We start from the raw sequence: 15,100 nt of genomic DNA on the forward strand, positions 1-15,100 counted from the left end.
TGCCAGTGGTGCGGTGCAGGATGCGGTCATGGAATCTGCGACCGTCGTTCGGATGCTCTGGGACCGCATGCGGGACCGGGACTGGGCGGGCGTCGGCGCGCTGCTGGCGGCCGATGTCGTCGTGGAGTGGCCGGTCGGTGGGGAACGCATCCTCGGCCGGGACACCTACGTGCGCGTCAACGCGGAGTACCCGGAGGGATGGTCGATCGACGTCCTGCGCATCGTGTCGTCCGGGGACGACGTGGTCTCCGAGGTCGAGGTCCCGCATGCCACGATGGGCGTTCACCGGGTGGCGTCCTTCTGGACCGTTCGCGACGACCTGATCATCAGTGGTCGCGCATACTGGACGGAGCTCGGCGCGGGCCCTTCGCCCGCGTGGCGGGCTCCCTACGTCCGGCGCATCTGAGCGCTCCGACGTGATTGCTCGAAAGTGATCGGTTTTCGGCCAGTTCTTGACCGGGTGGAGGGCAGTGTTCCCGCTCTCGGTGGTCCACTTCGGTAACTCGTTGCTTATGGGTAGGGTCGGTCTGTCACCCTGACGGCATTGATCGAGGTGTATTCGTACGAACAGTCCGGGAGCTGCCCATGGGGGCCATTCCGACGCAACGGGAGACCTCGCGTGCCGCCTCGGAGGCGTTCGCGAGGGCGTACGCGCGGGCGGACGCGACCCTGTCCGGCGGTCCCCTCGCCCCGGGGTCCGCGCGGGCCCTGGTGCGGGCGGCGCTCGCCGAGTGGGCGGAACGCGCGCTGCCCGGTACCGAGCACCTCACCACCCGTGCCGGCAACGACGCCACGCTCATCGCCAGTGAACTGGTCACCAACGCCGTCGTGCACGCCGGGACCGAGGTACGGCTGAGCTGCCGGCTCGAGGCGGAGACCGGCGCGCTCGTCATCGAGGTCGCCGACCGCCACCCCACCCGCTCCCCGCGCGACAGCGAGCCGGACGCATCGCCCGGTGAGGGCCCCGAGAGCCCCGAGTACGGGCGCGGGCTGCGGCTCGTGGCCGCGCTCTCCGAGGCCTGGGGGATCACGTACCGGCCCGGCACGCACACGAAGTCGGTCTGGGCCCGCGTCCCCGCCCGGGGTCTCGCGGCGGACGGCACGGATGACGTGGGCGGCCCGGACGGCATCGATGCCTCGGCCGGTATGGACGACTGGACCGAGACATACGCGTACGCGTACGAGGGGGAGCCGGAGCCGCCGCGCGGGGCCGGGGTGCCCGGTGCGCGGAGCGGGGCCGACGGGGAGGAATGGAGTGCGTCCCGGCCGTATCGGCGGGACGGGGCCTGGCTGGGGCGCGGGGCGTTGTCCTTTCTGGCCGAGGCGTCCGACCTGCTCGCCGGGCAGCTCGACGAGGATCTCGTCGCCGCGCTCACCGGCCAGCTGATCGTGCCGCGGCTGGCCGACTGGTGCGCGGTGTGGCTGGAGGACGAGACCACCGGCCATGGCGACTGGAGCGACGGGGGACGGGCCGGCGGGCCCCGCCTCGCCCGGGTCTGGCACGCCGACGAGAGCTGCGTCGAGGAACTGAGCAAGGTGCTCGAGCAGAATCCGCCGCCTCTCTCCGACCCGTTATGCCCCGGCCCGCTCGTCTACCCCTGGCCCGAGAAGGCGCTCGACCCGCCGCAGGCCGGCCTCGGCCGTCTGCCGGAGGGCTTCGGCCTGCCGGAGGCCCCTTTCGGCCTGCCGAAGGTGCCGGACCACGCCCCGCCGTACGACTACGGCGTCGCCCCCGCGGCCACCCCCGGCACCGCCCTTGGTACCGCTCTCGCCTACCGTCTCGTCGCCGGCGGGCGGCCGCTGGGGACGCTGGTGATCGGACGGGCCGGGATCGGGCGGTTCCCGGACGAGGTCACCGGGCTGGTGGAGGACCTCGGGCGGCGCGTGGCGCTCGCCATCGGCGCCGCCCGGCAGTACGCCCGGCAGGCCACCATCTCCGCCGTGCTCCAGCGCGGCCTGCTGCCCAGCGCCGTCGCCGAGATCCCCGGCGTGCACTCCGCACTCGTCCACGAGCCCCTCGACAAGGGCGGGCCGAGCGGCGACTTCTACGACCTGTTCCAGGCCGGCGAGGGCCGCTGGTGCTTCGCCATCGGCGACGTCCAGGGCAAGGGCCCCGAGGCGGCCGTCGTCATCGGGCTGGCCCGTCCCTGGCTGCGGCTGCTCGCCCGCGAGGGCTACCGCGTCGCCGACGTCCTCGACCGCCTCAACCAGCTGCTCCTGGACGACGCCACGGAAGCCGCCGACGCCGCCGCCCGTGCCCTCGTCGCCGCCGGCGCCCGTCCGACCGCCCCCGGGGACGGGCCGCAGACCCGCTTCCTGTCCCTCCTCTACGGTGAGCTCACCCTCGTCGAAGACGACGGCGACGGCGGCGGTGAAGACGGCGACGGCACCCGCGGCCGTGTCCGCGCCCGCGTCACCCTCGCCTCCGCCGGGCACCCCCTCCCGCTGCTGCTCGCACCCGACGGAACGGTCCGTACCGTCGCGCAGCCGCAGACCCTGCTCGGGGTCGTCGAGGACGCCACCTACACCAGCGAGACCTTCGAGCTGCGCTCCGGCGACACCCTGCTCTGTGTCACGGACGGCGTCACCGAGCGGCGCTCCGGCTCCCGCCAGTTCGACGACGGGGACGGGCTCGCCACGGCGCTGGCCGGCTGCGTGGGACTGGACGCCGACCTGATAGCGGAACGCATCAACCGGCTCGTCCACGAGTTCGGCGCGCGGCCGCCGGCCGACGATCTCGCCCTGCTCGTACTCCAGGCGGACTGACACCCGCGACGCGGAAAGGAGACGCGGGAAAGGACCGGGACACGTGCGGGACAATGGAGCACATGCCTTCCGCACTCCCCGACGGCGAGCCCGTCCCCGCCGACGGCGCGCTCCCCGCGTTCGCGCTCGCCGGGGCCGCAGACCGCCCCCTCGGGTTCTATCTGCACGTGCCGTACTGCGCGACCCGCTGCGGCTACTGCGACTTCAACACCTACACCGCCACCGAGCTGCGCGGCAGCGGGGGAGTCCTGGCGTCCCGCGACAACTACGCCGACACACTGACCGACGAGGTCCGCCTGGCCCGCAAGGTGCTCGGCGACGACCCGCGAGAGGTCCGCACGGTCTTCGTCGGCGGCGGCACGCCCACCCTGCTGGCCGCCGACGACCTCGTACGGATGCTGGCCGCGATCCGCGACGAGTTCGGGCTCGCGGCGGACGCCGAGATCACCACCGAGGCGAACCCGGAGTCGGTCGACCCCGCCTATCTGGCCACCCTGCGCGAGGGCGGCTTCAACCGGATCTCCTTCGGCATGCAGAGCGCCCGGCAGCACGTCCTGAAGGTCCTGGACCGCACGCACACCCCCGGCCGCCCGGAGGCGTGTGTCGCCGAGGCGCGGGCGGCGGGCTTCGAGCACGTCAACCTCGACCTGATCTACGGCACCCCCGGCGAGTCCGACGACGACTGGCGGGCGTCGCTGGACGCGGCCCTCGGCGCGGGCCCCGACCACGTCTCGGCCTACGCGCTGATCGTCGAGGAGGGCACCCAGCTCGCCCGCCGCATCCGGCGCGGCGAGGTCCCGATGACCGACGACGACGTCCACGCCGACCGGTACCTGATCGCCGAGGAGATCCTGTCGGCGGCCGGGTTCGACTGGTACGAGGTGTCGAACTGGGCCACCTCGGACGCGGGCCGCTGCCTGCACAACGAGCTGTACTGGCGCGGCGCCGACTGGTGGGGCGCGGGCCCCGGGGCGCACTCGCACGTGGGCGGGGTGCGCTGGTGGAACGTGAAGCACCCCGGCGCCTACGCGGCGGCCCTGGCCGAGGGCCGCTCACCGGGTGCCGGGCGCGAGATCCTCTCCGAGGAGGACCGCCGGGTGGAGCGCATCCTGCTGGAACTGCGCCTCAAGGAGGGCGTCCCGCTGTCCCTCCTCCGCGCGGAGGGCCTGCGGGCCGCCGGCAGGGCCCTCGCCGACGGCCTGCTCCAGCCGGGCCCGTACGAGGAGGGGCGGGCCGTGCTGACGCTGCGGGGACGGTTGCTGGCGGACGGGGTGGTCCGGGACCTGGTGGACTGAGGGGCTTCCGAGGGGTGTTTTTCACCCCCGCCGCCCCTGTCCGTTCCTGTCCCCCGGGGCTGCGCCCCCGGACCCCGCTGTCGGCCCGAAAGGCCTCGTCCTCGAACGCCGGACAGGCCGAGAGCACCCCGGCGTTCGAGGAGGGGGCCCGGAGCGGAAACCCCTGGGTCAGGACGGCACCGTCACGAAGTCGATCAGCTCCTCCACCCGGCCCAGGAGCTCCGGCTCCAGGTCCCGGTACGAGCGCACCGAGCCGAGGATGTGCTGCCACGCCTCGCCGGTGTTCGCCACGCGCCACCCCAGAGCCCGGCACACCCCCGTCTTCCAGTCCTGGCCGCGCGGGACGCGCGGCCACGCCTCGATGCCCAGGGACGACGGCTTCACCGCCTCCCAGATGTCGATGTACGGGTGGCCCACCACCAGGGCGTGCTCACTGGTGACCGCCTCGGCGATGCGTGACTCCTTCGAACCCGGCACCAAGTGGTCCACCAGGACCCCCAGCCGTGCGTCCGGGCCCGGACCGAACTCCTCGACGATCGCCGGGAGGCCGTCGACGCCCTCCAGGTACTCCACGACCACGCCCTCGATGCGCAGGTCGTCGCCCCACACCTTCTCGACCAGTTCGGCGTCGTGCCGCCCCTCGACGTAGATGCGCCCGGCACGCGCCACGCGCGCCCGTGCGCCCGGGACGGCCACCGAACCGGACGCCGTACGGGTCGGCCGGGACGGACCGGCGGCGGGCCGCACCAGCGTCACCACGCGCCCCTCGAGGAGGAAGCCGCGCGGCTCCAGGGGGAACACCCGGTGCTTGCCGAAGCGGTCCTCCAGGGTCACCGTGCCCGCCTCGCAGCGGATCACCGCGCCGCAGAATCCGCTGCCGGGCTCCTCCACCACCAGACCGGGCTCGGCCGGCACCTCGGGGACGGGCCGGGACTTCTTCCACCCAGGGGTCAGGTCAGGAGAGTACGGGCGCATTCTGATGACGATAGGAGAAGCAGGCCCCCGTTCGGCCGAAGGTTCAGCCCGACACGCCGACACGAGCCGCGAGGGCGTCGCGCTGGGCCCGTACGAACGCCGCGTCCACCACCGCGCCGTGGCCGGGAACGTACACCGCGTCCTCGCCGCCCAGGGCCAACAGCCGGTCCAGGGCGCCCGGCCACTGCGACGGCACGGCGTCCGGGCCCGCCTGCGGTTCGCCGGACTCCTCCACCAGATCGCCGCAGAACACCACCCCCGGGTCGCCGGGCACCAGCACCGCGAGGTCGTGCGCCGTGTGCCCCGGGCCCATGTTCGCGAGGAGTGCCCGCCGTCCGCCGCCCAGGTCGAGCGTCCACTCGCCGGCCACCGTGTGCCGGGGCGTGACCAGCGCGTCCACCGCCTCCTGGGCCTTCCGCGTGTCCAGACCGTGGCGCTCCGCGTCCGCGCGCAGTTCCTCGTGCCCGCGCGCCAGCACCGTGTCCAGGCCCACCGCGCCGAACACCTCCGCGCCCGCGAACACCGCCGCCCCCAGCACATGGTCGAAGTGGGAGTGGGTGAGCGCGAGATGCGTCACACGCCGCCCGGCGAGCGCCTGCGCCTCGGTCCGCAACCGCGCGCCCTCGCGCAGGGAGGAACCGGCGTCCACGAGCAGCACCGCGTCCGCGCCGACCACGAGCCCCGCCGTGCAGTCCCACACCGGAAGCCGGCACCGCCCCACTCCCGGCGCCAGCCGTTCCCACCCCGACTCTTCCCAAGCCACCGTCATACCGCGACGCTAACGGCCTACGGCTTTCGCCGCGCGACAGCGTGGGACCGGCCTTGCCCGAGGAGTACCCCCCGGCCGTACACTGGGCGGGGAGACTGGCACTCGCGTGCGAAGAGTGCCAGGGAAGATACCGGACGGACGGCTTCTGGAGGTGTGCGTGATGCTCAGTGAACGCAGGCTCCAGGTGCTGCGCGCCATCGTCCAGGACTACGTCGGCACCGAGGAGCCCGTCGGCTCCAAGGCCCTCACCGAGCGGCACAACCTGGGCGTCTCCCCGGCCACCGTGCGCAACGACATGGCGGCCCTGGAGGACGAGGGCTTCATCGCCCAGCCGCACACCAGCGCCGGGCGCATCCCCACCGACAAGGGCTACCGGCTCTTCGTGGACAAGCTCGCCGGCGTCAAACCGATGACCGCGCCCGAGCGGCGCGCCATCCAGAACTTCCTCGAGGGTGCCGTCGACCTGGACGACGTCGTGGCCCGCACGGTGCGGCTGCTCGCGCAGCTCACCCGGCAGGTCGCCGTCGTGCAGTACCCGTCGCTGACCCGTTCGACCGTGCGGCACGTGGAGCTGCTCCCGATGGCGCCCGCACGCGCCATGCTGGTGCTGATCACGGACACCGGGCGGGTCGAGCAGCGCATGGTCGACTGCCCGGCGCCGGTCGGCGAGGCGACCCTGGCGGATCTGCGGGCGCGGCTCAACAGCCGTGTCGCGGGCCGCCGTTTCACCGACGTACCATCCCTCGTCGAGGACCTCCCCGAGGGTTTCGACCCCGAGGAACGCGGTACGGTCTCGACCGTGCTCTCCACTCTCCTGGAGACGCTGGTCGAGGAGAACGAGGAGCGGCTGATGATCGGCGGCACCGCCAATCTGACCCGCTTCGGGCATGACTTTCCCTTGGTGATCCGGCCTGTTCTGGAGGCGCTCGAGGAGCAGGTCGTGCTCCTCAAGCTGCTCGGAGAGGCGAAGGATCCGGGCGTGACCGTCCGTATCGGTCATGAGAACGCCCACGAGGGACTCAACTCCACGTCCGTCGTGTCGGTGGGCTACGGTTCGGGCGGCGAGGCGGTTGCCAAGCTCGGCGTGGTCGGACCGACACGCATGGATTACCCGGGAACGATGGGAGCGGTACGAGCAGTGGCACGGTACGTCGGACAGATCCTGGCGGAGTCGTAAGTGGCCACCGACTATTACGCCGTACTCGGCGTACGCCGGGACGCGTCGCAGGAAGAGATCAAGAAGGCCTTCCGGCGACTCGCCCGCGAGCTGCATCCGGACGTCAACCCGGATCCGAAGACGCAGGAGCGGTTCAAGGAGATCAACGCCGCCTACGAGGTGCTGTCGGACCCGCAGAAGAAGCAGGTCTACGACCTCGGCGGCGACCCGCTCCAGCAGTCCGGCGGCGGTGGCGCGGGCGGCTTCGGCGCGGGCGGCTTCGGGAACTTCTCCGACATCATGGACGCGTTCTTCGGCACGGCGTCGCAGCGCGGTCCGCGCTCGCGCACCCGCCGCGGCCAGGACGCGATGATCCGCCTCGAAGTCGAGCTGGACGAGGCCGCGTTCGGCACGACCAAGGACATCCAGGTCGACACGGCGGTCGTCTGCACCACCTGCAGCGGCGAGGGCGCCGCCCCCGGCACCACCGCGCAGACCTGTGACATGTGCCGCGGCCGGGGCGAGGTCTCGCAGGTCACGCGGTCCTTCCTGGGCCAGGTCATGACCTCGCGCCCCTGCCCGCAGTGCCAGGGATTCGGCACCGTCGTCCCGAACCCGTGCCCGGAGTGCGCGGGCGACGGACGGATCCGTTCCCGCCGCACCCTGACGGTGAAGATCCCGGCCGGTGTGGACAACGGCACGCGGATCCAGCTGGCGGGCGAGGGCGAGGTCGGCCCCGGCGGCGGTCCCGCCGGCGACCTGTACGTCGAGATCCACGAGCTGCCGCACAGCACCTTCCAGCGGCGCGGCGACGACCTGCACTGCACGGTCACCCTCCCGATGACGGCGGCCGCCCTCGGCACCAAAGTGCCGCTGGAGACGCTGGACGGAATGGAGGAGGTCGACATCCGGCCCGGCACCCAGTCCGGCCAGTCGATCCCGCTGCACGGCCGGGGCGTCACGCATCTGCGCGGCGGCGGCCGGGGCGACCTCATCGTGCACGTCGAGGTGCAGACCCCGGGCAAGCTCGACGTCGAACAGGAGCGTCTGCTGCGCGAACTCGCCAAGCTCCGCGGCGAGGAGCGCCCGCTGGGCCAGTTCCAGCCGGGCCAGCAGGGCCTGTTCTCCCGGCTGAAGGACGCCTTCAACGGGCGCTGACGGGTAGGGGCGACGGGCACTGACAGGTGCTTTTCCGCGGGGACCGGACGAGGTCCCCGCGGTGCCCTCCCGGAAGCGGGCCGTGCCAAGGGCAGGGCCGTCGGATCCGATGCCGCGCCGTTTCCGGCCCTTCGTCGATCCCCCGATCCCTCTCCGGTCCCTCTCCGACCCGCTTTCGACCTGCCTTCGGCCACCTCTGATCCACCTCGATCCAATTCGGAGATGTCCGAAGGACGTGGCAACATGCCGTCATGTCCTTGGCCCTCACCGATCTCCTCCGGCACCCCGTGGTGCAGGCCCCGATGGCGGGCGGAGTCGCCGTGCCGCAGCTCGCCGCGGCCGTGTCCGAGGCGGGCGGGCTCGGGTTCCTGGCGGCCGGGTACAAGACCGCGGACGGGATGTACCAGGAGATCAAGCAGCTGCGCGGGCTGACCGGCCTCGCCTTCGGCGTCAACGTCTTCATGCCGCAGCCCGAGACCCCCGACCCCGCCGCCGTCGGCGTCTACGCCCACCAGCTGGCCGGTGAGGCCCCCTGGTACGCCACCGAGCTCGGCGACCCCGACTGCGGCCGCGACGACGGCTACGACGCCAAACTCGCCGTCCTGCTCGACAACCCGGTGCCGGTGGTGTCGTTCCACTTCGGCGTGCCCTCCCGTGACGTCCTGGACGCCCTGCGCCGCGCCGGCACGTTCACGCTGGCCACCGCCACCACCCCCGACGAGGCGCGGGCCGTGGAGGAGGCAGGCGCCGACGCGGTGATCGCGCAGGGCGTCGAGGCCGGCGGCCATCAGGGCACCCACCGGGACGACCCGGAGGCGGACGGCTCCGGCATCGGACTGCTGTCCCTGGTCAGCCAGGTGCGGGAGGCCGTGGGCATCCCGGTCGTCGCGGCCGGCGGCATCATGCACGGCAGTCAGATCGCCGCCGTCCTCGCGGCCGGTGCCTCGGCGGCCCAGCTCGGCACGGCGTTCCTCGCCACCCACGAGTCCGGTGCGCACGCCCTGCACAAGCAGGCGCTGACCAACCCCCTGTACGCCCGCACCGAACTGACCCGCGCCTTCTCCGGGCGTCCGGCGCGCGCCCTGGTCAACCGCTTCCTGCGCGAGCACGGCCCGTACGCGCCCGCCGCCTACCCGGACGTCCACCATCTGACCGCCCCGCTGCGCAAGGCCGCGGCCGCCGCCGGGGACCCGCAGGGCATGGCGCTGTGGGCGGGACAGGGCCACCGGATGGCCCGCGAGCTGCCCGCCGGGCAGCTGGTGGAGGTGCTGGCCGCCGAACTCACCGCCACCCGGAACGCGTTGTCGGCGGGAGGTGCCCGATGACCGCCCCGGTCTTCGTCGTGGACGACTTCGGCACGGACGGCTCCGGCCACCACGTGCTCGACGGCCCCGAGGGACGGCACGCCGTCTCCGTGAAGCGGCTGCGGGCCGGGGAGACCGTCGTCCTCACCGACGGCGCCGGCCGCCGGGCCGAGGGCGAGGTGACCGGCACCGAAGGCAAGGACCGGCTGATCGTGCGCCTCGGTGACGTCGTCGAGGAACCCGTGGAGTCGCCCCGGCTCACCGTCGTCCAGGCCCTGCCCAAGGGGGACCGGGGCGAGCTGGCCGTGGAGACGATGACCGAGGTCGGCGTCGACTCGGTCGTGCCGTGGTCGGCGTCGCGTTGCGTCACCCAGTGGCGGGGCGAGCGCGGGCTGAAGTCCCTCGGCAAATGGCGGGCGACGGCCCGTGAGGCCGGCAAGCAGTCCCGCCGGACGCGCTTCCCGGAGGTCGCGGACGCGGCCACGACCCGACAGGTTGCGTCACTTCTCGCCGAAGCGGACTTCGCCGCCGTCCTCCACGAGAGCGGCACCGAACCCCTCGCGACCGCCGGGCTCCCCGCCTCCGGGGCCATCGTGCTGGTCGTCGGCCCCGAAGGAGGCGTCTCGCCGGAGGAGTTGGAGCTCTTCGCGCAGGCCGGCGCCAAGCCCTACCGCCTGGGCCGCAGCGTCCTGCGCACCTCCACCGCCGGCACCGCGGCGGCGGCCGTGCTCCTGGCCCGCACGGGCCGCTGGTCGTGACCGCCCCGGCCGGCCGCCCGCCGCGCGGCCGGCGGCGACCGCCGGGAACAGCTCCCAGCCGTCGAGCTCCGCGGACCCGGTGAGCAGTCCCTGCCGGGCCGGCTCGTCGACGAAGGCCCGTAGGACACCGGGCTCGTGCAGGTTCAGCGTCCCCAGCCCCCTGACGGCCACGCACCCCGAGTGCAGGAAGCCGCCGGGGACGAAACGCCCCTCGCCGCCCCGGAACACGAGACGCGTCGTCCTCCCGTTCCCGCGCAGGACGAGCACCTCCTGACAGGGCCCCTCGGTACTGTGCCGATGGCGCACCGACCACACGTGAACGGCTGTTGCCCCTGCGACGGAACCGTCCACGACGAGCCTTCTGAGCCGGCGTTCGCTGCGCACCCGCCCACGGTAGTGCGCGGTGGCCGTATGCGCCCTACCGTCACGCCTGTGACGGTGGCAGGCTGCCGTCCATGGCGTCCAAGAGGGCACTGACGAGGAGTTGGCCGAGGTCTCGGCCGAAGCCGAGGGCCGGGCGAGGGGCACGGTGGCGGCGGCCGGTGCCGGCCGCGGTGTTCGCCGTGATCGCCGTGGGCGGGGCCGTGGCGTGCGAGCCGGGCTCGGTCGGCTCGGCCTCGGTGGCGCTCACGACCGACGAGACGGTCACACGGGAGCTCAACCGCCAGAAGGACGGGGTGCGTTGGCTCAGCTGCACCGCCTCCTACGGCGACGACGCGAGCGCGTCGTCCCGGTCCGCGAGCGCGAGCGAGAAGACCGTGGCCACCGTGGACTGCGACGGGGAGACCGAGAACGGCAAGGAGATCACCGTCACCGGAAAGATCACCCACGCCGTCAACGGCGCCTGTGTGCGCGGGGACATCACCGCGAAGGTGGACGGCAAGCAGGTGTTCCGGGTCGACGGCCTGGGCGACTGCGACGCCACCAGCCCGCCGGCGGTGGGCGAGCCCACGCACCGCGGCCCGCGGCCCACCGTCACCGTCACGGTCACGACGACCGTGTGGTGCGACCAGTACCCCTCCTGCCGCCCTGTCGAGGGCAAGTGATCCATACCCCTGTCCACGCCGACCGCGCTTGCATAGGGTGATCGGGTGACACAGCCTGCATCGATTGCCTCCGCCGCCTATTTCCGGTTCCCGCATCTGCACGGCGAGTTGATCGCCTTCACCGCCGAGGACGACGTGTGGCTCGCCCCGCTCGACGGCGGCCGCGCCTGGCGGGCCAGCGCCGACAACGTGCCGGTGACGATGCCCCGCATCTCGCCCGACGGCACCACCGTCGCCTGGACCTCCACCCGTGACGGCGCACCCGAGGTGCACATCGCGCCCGTCGAGGGCGGCCCCGGCAGACGCCTGACGTACTGGGGGAGCGGGAAGACCCAGGTGCGCGGCTGGACCCCGGACGGGAAGGTCCTGGCGCTCAGCACCCACGGTCAGGCCAGCCTGCGCCGCACCTGGGCCCGCGCGATCCCCCTCGACGGAGGACCCGCCACCACGCTGCCCTACGGCCCCGTCGGTGACATCGCCCACGGGCCGCGCACCGTACTGCTGTCCGCGACGATGGGCCGCGAGGCCGCCACGTGGAAGCGCTACCGGGGCGGCACGGCGGGCAAACTGTGGATCGAGCGGGAGACGGGAGACCCCGGAGCCGGCGAAGTCACCGAAGCCACCGAAGCTCCCGAAGCCCCCGCGCTCCCCGGCGAGTTCGTACGCCTGCACGCCGGCCTCGACGGGAACATCGAGTACCCGCTCTGGGTGGGGATGGGGGTCCCCCCTGTTCGAGCGGAGCCGAGAACCTGGGGGAGGATCGCGTTCCTCTCCGACCACGAGGGCACCGGCGCGCTGTACTCCTCCCTCGCCGACGGATCCGACCTGCGCCGGCACACCCCCCTCGGAGGGTTCTACGCCCGGCACGCCGCCACCGACGGCGCCCGCGTCGTCTACTCCAGCGCCGGGCAGCTGTGGCTCCTCGACGACCTGGACGGGGCCGAGCCCCGCCCGCTCGACATCCGGCTCGGCGGCCAGCGCGTCGACCTCCAGCCGTTCCCGGTGAACGCCGCCCGCTGGTTCGGCTCCGCAGCCCCCGACCACACCGCGCGCGGCAGCGCCGTCTGCGTGCGCGGCGCCGTCCACTGGGTCACCCACCGGTCCGGCCCCGCCCGAGCCCTCGCCGCCACCCCCGGCGTCCGCGCCCGGCGCCCGCGCACCTTCCGCGCGGACGGCGAGGAGTGGGTGGTGTGGGTGACGGACGCCGAGGGCGACGACGCCCTGGAGTTCGCCCCGGCCACCGGCCCCGCCCCCGGCGCGACCCCGCGCCGGCTCGCCGCCGGACAGCTCGGCCGGGTCCTGGGGCTCGCGATGTCGCCGGACGGCAGCCGCGCCGCGGTCGCCTCGCACGACGGCCGCGTCCTGCTCGTCGAGCGGGAGACCGGCGAGGTCCGCGAGGTCGACCGCAGCGCCGACGGCGACGTCTCCGGGCTGACCTTCTCGCCCGACTCCGCCTGGCTCGCCTGGTCCCACCCCGGCCCCCGCCCGCTCAGCCAGCTGAGGATCGCCAGCACCACCGACCTCCAGGTCACCGAGGCGACCCCGCTGCGCTTCCAGGACTACGCGCCCGCCTTCACCCTCGACGGCAAGCACCTCGCGTTCCTGTCGACCCGCTCCTTCGACCCGGTCTACGACGAGTACGTCTTCGACCTCGCCTTCGTCGAGGGCGCCCGGCCGCACCTGATCACCCTCGCCGCGACGACCCCGTCACCGTTCGGCCCGCAGCGGCACGGCCGCCCCTTCGAGACGCCGGACCGGGACGAGACCCCCGACAGCGAGGGCACCCCGACCACCCGGATCGACCTGGAGGGGCTCGCCGACCGGATCGTGCCGTTCCCGGTCGAGGCCGCCCGCTACTCCAACCTGCGCGCCGCCAAGGACGGGGTGCTGTGGCTGCGCCACCCGGTGCGCGGCGTCCTCGGCGCCACCAGGGCCACCCCCGACGACCCCGACCCGAAGACCGAGCTGGAGCGGTACGACCTCGCCCAGCAGCGCCTCGAGCATCTGGCCTCGGACGCCGACCACTTCGAGGTCAGCGGTGACGGCAAGCGGGTGCTGCTGTGGACCGACAGCCGGCTCAAGGTCGTCCCCAGCGACCGGCGCGCGTCGGGCGACGACGACAGCGACAGCAACATCACCGTCGACCTCGACCGGGTCCGCCAGTTCGTCGACCCGGCCGCCGAGTGGCGGCAGATGTTCGACGAGGCCGGCCGCATCATGCGGGACAACTACTGGCGGCCGGACATGAACGGCGTCGACTGGGACGCCGTCCTCGACCGCTACCGGCCCGTCCTGGACCGGCTCGCCACCCACGACGACCTGGTCGACCTCCTCTGGGAGGTCCAGGGCGAACTCGGCACCTCGCACGCCTACGTCACCCCGCGCGGCAGCTTCGGCGGCGGCGCCCGGCAGGGCCTGCTCGGCGCGGACATCTCCCGCCACGAGGACGGCAGCTGGCGCGTCGACCGCATCCTGCCCGCGGAGACCTCCGACCCGGAGGGCCGGTCCCCGCTGGCCGCGCCCGGCGTCGCGATCCGCACCGGTGACGCGATCGTCGCCGTGGCCGGACAGCCGGTCGACCCGGTGGCCGGACCGGCCCCGCTGCTGGTCGGCACCGCGGGCAAGCCCGTCGAGCTGACCGTCTCCCCGGCCGGCGGCGGCGACCCGCGGCACGCGGTCGTCGTCCCCGTCGCGGACGAGGAGCCGCTGCGCTACCACGCCTGGGTCGCCGACCGGCGGGCCCATGTCCACGAGCTGTCCGGCGGCCGGCTCGGCTACATCCACGTCCCCGACATGCAGGCTCCCGGCTGGGCCCAGATCCACCGGGACCTGCGGGTCGAGGTGATCCGCGAGGGCCTGATCGTGGACGTCCGGGAGAACCGCGGCGGCCACACCTCCCAGCTCGTCGTGGAGAAGCTGGCCCGGCGGATCGTCGGCTGGGACCTGCCGCGCGGCATGCGCCCGGAGAGCTACCCGCAGGACGCGCCCCGCGGCCCGGTCGTCGCCGTCGCCAACGAGTTCTCCGGCTCCGACGGCGACATCGTCAACGCGGCGATCAAGGCGCTCGGCATCGGCCCGGTCGTCGGCACCCGCACCTGGGGCGGTGTGGTCGGCATCGACAGCCGCTACCGGCTGGTCGACCACACCCTCGTCACCCAGCCCAAGTACGCCTTCTGGCTGGAGGGTTACGGCTGGGGCGTGGAGAACCACGGCGTGGACCCGGACGTGGAGGTCGTCCAGAGCCCGCAGGACCACGCGGCGGGCCGGGACGTCCAGCTCGACGAGGCGGTACGGCTGGCGCTGGCCGCGCTCGAGGAGACACCGGCGAAGACGCCGCCGACGGTGGAGTAGACGGCCCGGCGCCGGTGCCGGACGGAACCGGGCGGGCGACGGGATTTCCGCGTCCGCCCTCCGCGTCCGTCCGGGCCGTGCCCCGGCATGCCTGCCCGCCGCAGCGAGGGCGACTACGATGCCTTCGTACGTGATCACCACGCACCGAGGAGGGCCTGCCATGGCAGGGGAACCGCAGGACGACTGCCTGTTCTGCAAGATCGTCGCAGGGCAGATCCCGGCGACGATCATCCGGGAGACGGACACCACCGTCGCCTTCCGCGACATCAACCCGCAGGCGCCCACACACGTCCTGGTGATCCCGAAGGCGCACCACAAGGACGCGGCGGCCCTCGCCGCGGCCGCCCCCGACGTCGCGGCGGACATCCTGCGCGAGGCGCAGGCCGTCGCGGACCAGGAGCAGCTGGAGAGCCACCGCATCGTCTTCAACACCGGCAGCGGCGCCGGCCAGACCGTCTGGCACGCGCACGCCCACGTCCTGGGCGGCCGCGGTCTCCACTGGCCGCCCGGATAGGCAGCTCC

The 15,100-nt window shown here is 73.6% G+C and carries 13 protein-coding genes; 10 read left to right on the top strand and 3 right to left on the bottom strand.

Translation table 11 applies throughout. The annotated features are described in order from the left end of the window. Positions 1-28: 28 nt before the first annotated feature. The 3 genes from ACIF80_RS05025 to hemW all read left to right on the top strand — a co-directional run bounded on the left by ACIF80_RS05025 (position 29) and on the right by hemW (position 4,061). Positions 29-406 carry a nuclear transport factor 2 family protein gene (locus ACIF80_RS05025; protein ID WP_399799523.1) on the top strand — a complete coding sequence of 126 codons (378 nt, stop codon included), beginning with the start codon at positions 29-31 and terminating at the stop codon, positions 404-406. Between the two features lie 179 nt (positions 407-585). Further along, positions 586-2,766 (top strand): SpoIIE family protein phosphatase, encoded by a 2,181-nt coding sequence (locus ACIF80_RS05030; protein WP_399799526.1) that lies wholly within the window; start codon positions 586-588, stop codon positions 2,764-2,766. Between the two features lie 62 nt (positions 2,767-2,828). Next, positions 2,829-4,061: a radical SAM family heme chaperone HemW gene (gene hemW, locus ACIF80_RS05035; RefSeq protein ID WP_399799528.1), complete on the top strand. Its 1,233-nt coding sequence runs from the start codon at positions 2,829-2,831 to the stop codon at positions 4,059-4,061. 168 nt (positions 4,062-4,229) lie between these two features. Here hemW and ACIF80_RS05040 read toward each other — a convergent pair whose 3' ends face one another. Then, positions 4,230-5,036 carry a DUF3097 domain-containing protein gene (locus tag ACIF80_RS05040; RefSeq protein WP_399799531.1) on the bottom strand — a complete coding sequence of 269 codons (807 nt, stop codon included), beginning with the start codon at positions 5,034-5,036 and terminating at the stop codon, positions 4,230-4,232. Positions 5,037-5,079: 43 nt separating this feature from the next. After that, entirely contained in the window at positions 5,080-5,805 is a 726-nt protein-coding gene (locus ACIF80_RS05045) for an MBL fold metallo-hydrolase (RefSeq protein WP_399799534.1), read from the bottom strand. 160 nt (positions 5,806-5,965) lie between these two features. Here ACIF80_RS05045 and hrcA point away from each other — a divergent pair, with 160 nt between their 5' ends. From hrcA to ACIF80_RS05065, 4 genes are all read left to right on the top strand, one after another. Further along, complete coding sequence (gene hrcA, locus ACIF80_RS05050; RefSeq protein ID WP_055591661.1) at positions 5,966-6,982, top strand: heat-inducible transcriptional repressor HrcA; 1,017 nt, start codon at positions 5,966-5,968, stop codon at positions 6,980-6,982. Further along, on the top strand, positions 6,983-8,119 hold the full coding sequence (gene dnaJ, locus ACIF80_RS05055; RefSeq protein ID WP_399799537.1) for a molecular chaperone DnaJ: 1,137 nt from the start codon (positions 6,983-6,985) through the stop codon (positions 8,117-8,119). A gap of 251 nt (positions 8,120-8,370) precedes the next feature. Continuing rightward, positions 8,371-9,444 (top strand): nitronate monooxygenase, encoded by a 1,074-nt coding sequence (locus ACIF80_RS05060; RefSeq protein ID WP_399799539.1) that lies wholly within the window; start codon positions 8,371-8,373, stop codon positions 9,442-9,444. Further along, positions 9,441-10,181 (top strand): 16S rRNA (uracil(1498)-N(3))-methyltransferase, encoded by a 741-nt coding sequence (locus tag ACIF80_RS05065; protein ID WP_399799541.1) that lies wholly within the window; start codon positions 9,441-9,443, stop codon positions 10,179-10,181. The genes ACIF80_RS05060 and ACIF80_RS05065 overlap by 4 nt, the downstream gene beginning before the upstream one ends. Before the next feature lie 424 nt (positions 10,182-10,605). On the opposite strand, the gene ACIF80_RS05070 is transcribed toward ACIF80_RS05065, so the two are convergent. After that, the gene (locus ACIF80_RS05070) at positions 10,606-10,812 is read right to left on the bottom strand and encodes a hypothetical protein (protein ID WP_399801277.1); all 207 of its coding nucleotides are present in this window, start codon (positions 10,810-10,812) and stop codon (positions 10,606-10,608) included. Between ACIF80_RS05070 and ACIF80_RS05075 the strand changes: the two genes are divergently transcribed. The 3 genes from ACIF80_RS05075 (at position 10,736) to ACIF80_RS05085 (ending at position 15,092) form a co-directional block, all read left to right on the top strand. Further along, positions 10,736-11,227, top strand: coding sequence for a hypothetical protein (locus ACIF80_RS05075; RefSeq protein WP_399801165.1), 492 nt, complete (start codon positions 10,736-10,738; stop codon positions 11,225-11,227). The genes ACIF80_RS05070 and ACIF80_RS05075 overlap by 77 nt on opposite strands. Before the next feature lie 45 nt (positions 11,228-11,272). Beyond that, on the top strand, positions 11,273-14,578 hold the full coding sequence (locus ACIF80_RS05080; protein WP_399799543.1) for a S41 family peptidase: 3,306 nt from the start codon (positions 11,273-11,275) through the stop codon (positions 14,576-14,578). A 160-nt stretch (positions 14,579-14,738) separates the two neighbouring features. Next, positions 14,739-15,092: an HIT domain-containing protein gene (locus tag ACIF80_RS05085; RefSeq protein WP_399799546.1), complete on the top strand. Its 354-nt coding sequence runs from the start codon at positions 14,739-14,741 to the stop codon at positions 15,090-15,092. Positions 15,093-15,100 lie beyond the last annotated feature (8 nt).

The sequence above is a fragment of the Streptomyces sp. NPDC085927 genome, assembly GCF_044540975.1.
Classification (GTDB): domain Bacteria; phylum Actinomycetota; class Actinomycetes; order Streptomycetales; family Streptomycetaceae; genus Streptomyces; species Streptomyces hirsutus.

Bases quoted from the DNA above. Each gene is read 5' to 3' on its own strand.
- ACIF80_RS05025 (WP_399799523.1), top strand. From the start codon at position 29: ATGGAATCTGCGACCGTCGTTCGGATGCTCTGGGACCGCATGCGGGAC.
- ACIF80_RS05065 (WP_399799541.1), top strand. From the start codon at position 9,441: ATGACCGCCCCGGTCTTCGTCGTGGACGACTTCGGCACGGACGGCTCC.
- ACIF80_RS05045 (WP_399799534.1), bottom strand. From the start codon at position 5,805: ATGACGGTGGCTTGGGAAGAGTCGGGGTGGGAACGGCTGGCGCCGGGA.
- ACIF80_RS05085 (WP_399799546.1), top strand. From the start codon at position 14,739: ATGGCAGGGGAACCGCAGGACGACTGCCTGTTCTGCAAGATCGTCGCA.
- ACIF80_RS05040 (WP_399799531.1), bottom strand. From the start codon at position 5,036: ATGCGCCCGTACTCTCCTGACCTGACCCCTGGGTGGAAGAAGTCCCGG.
- hemW (WP_399799528.1), top strand. From the start codon at position 2,829: ATGCCTTCCGCACTCCCCGACGGCGAGCCCGTCCCCGCCGACGGCGCG.
- ACIF80_RS05030 (WP_399799526.1), top strand. From the start codon at position 586: ATGGGGGCCATTCCGACGCAACGGGAGACCTCGCGTGCCGCCTCGGAG.
- ACIF80_RS05060 (WP_399799539.1), top strand. From the start codon at position 8,371: ATGTCCTTGGCCCTCACCGATCTCCTCCGGCACCCCGTGGTGCAGGCC.
- hrcA (WP_055591661.1), top strand. From the start codon at position 5,966: ATGCTCAGTGAACGCAGGCTCCAGGTGCTGCGCGCCATCGTCCAGGAC.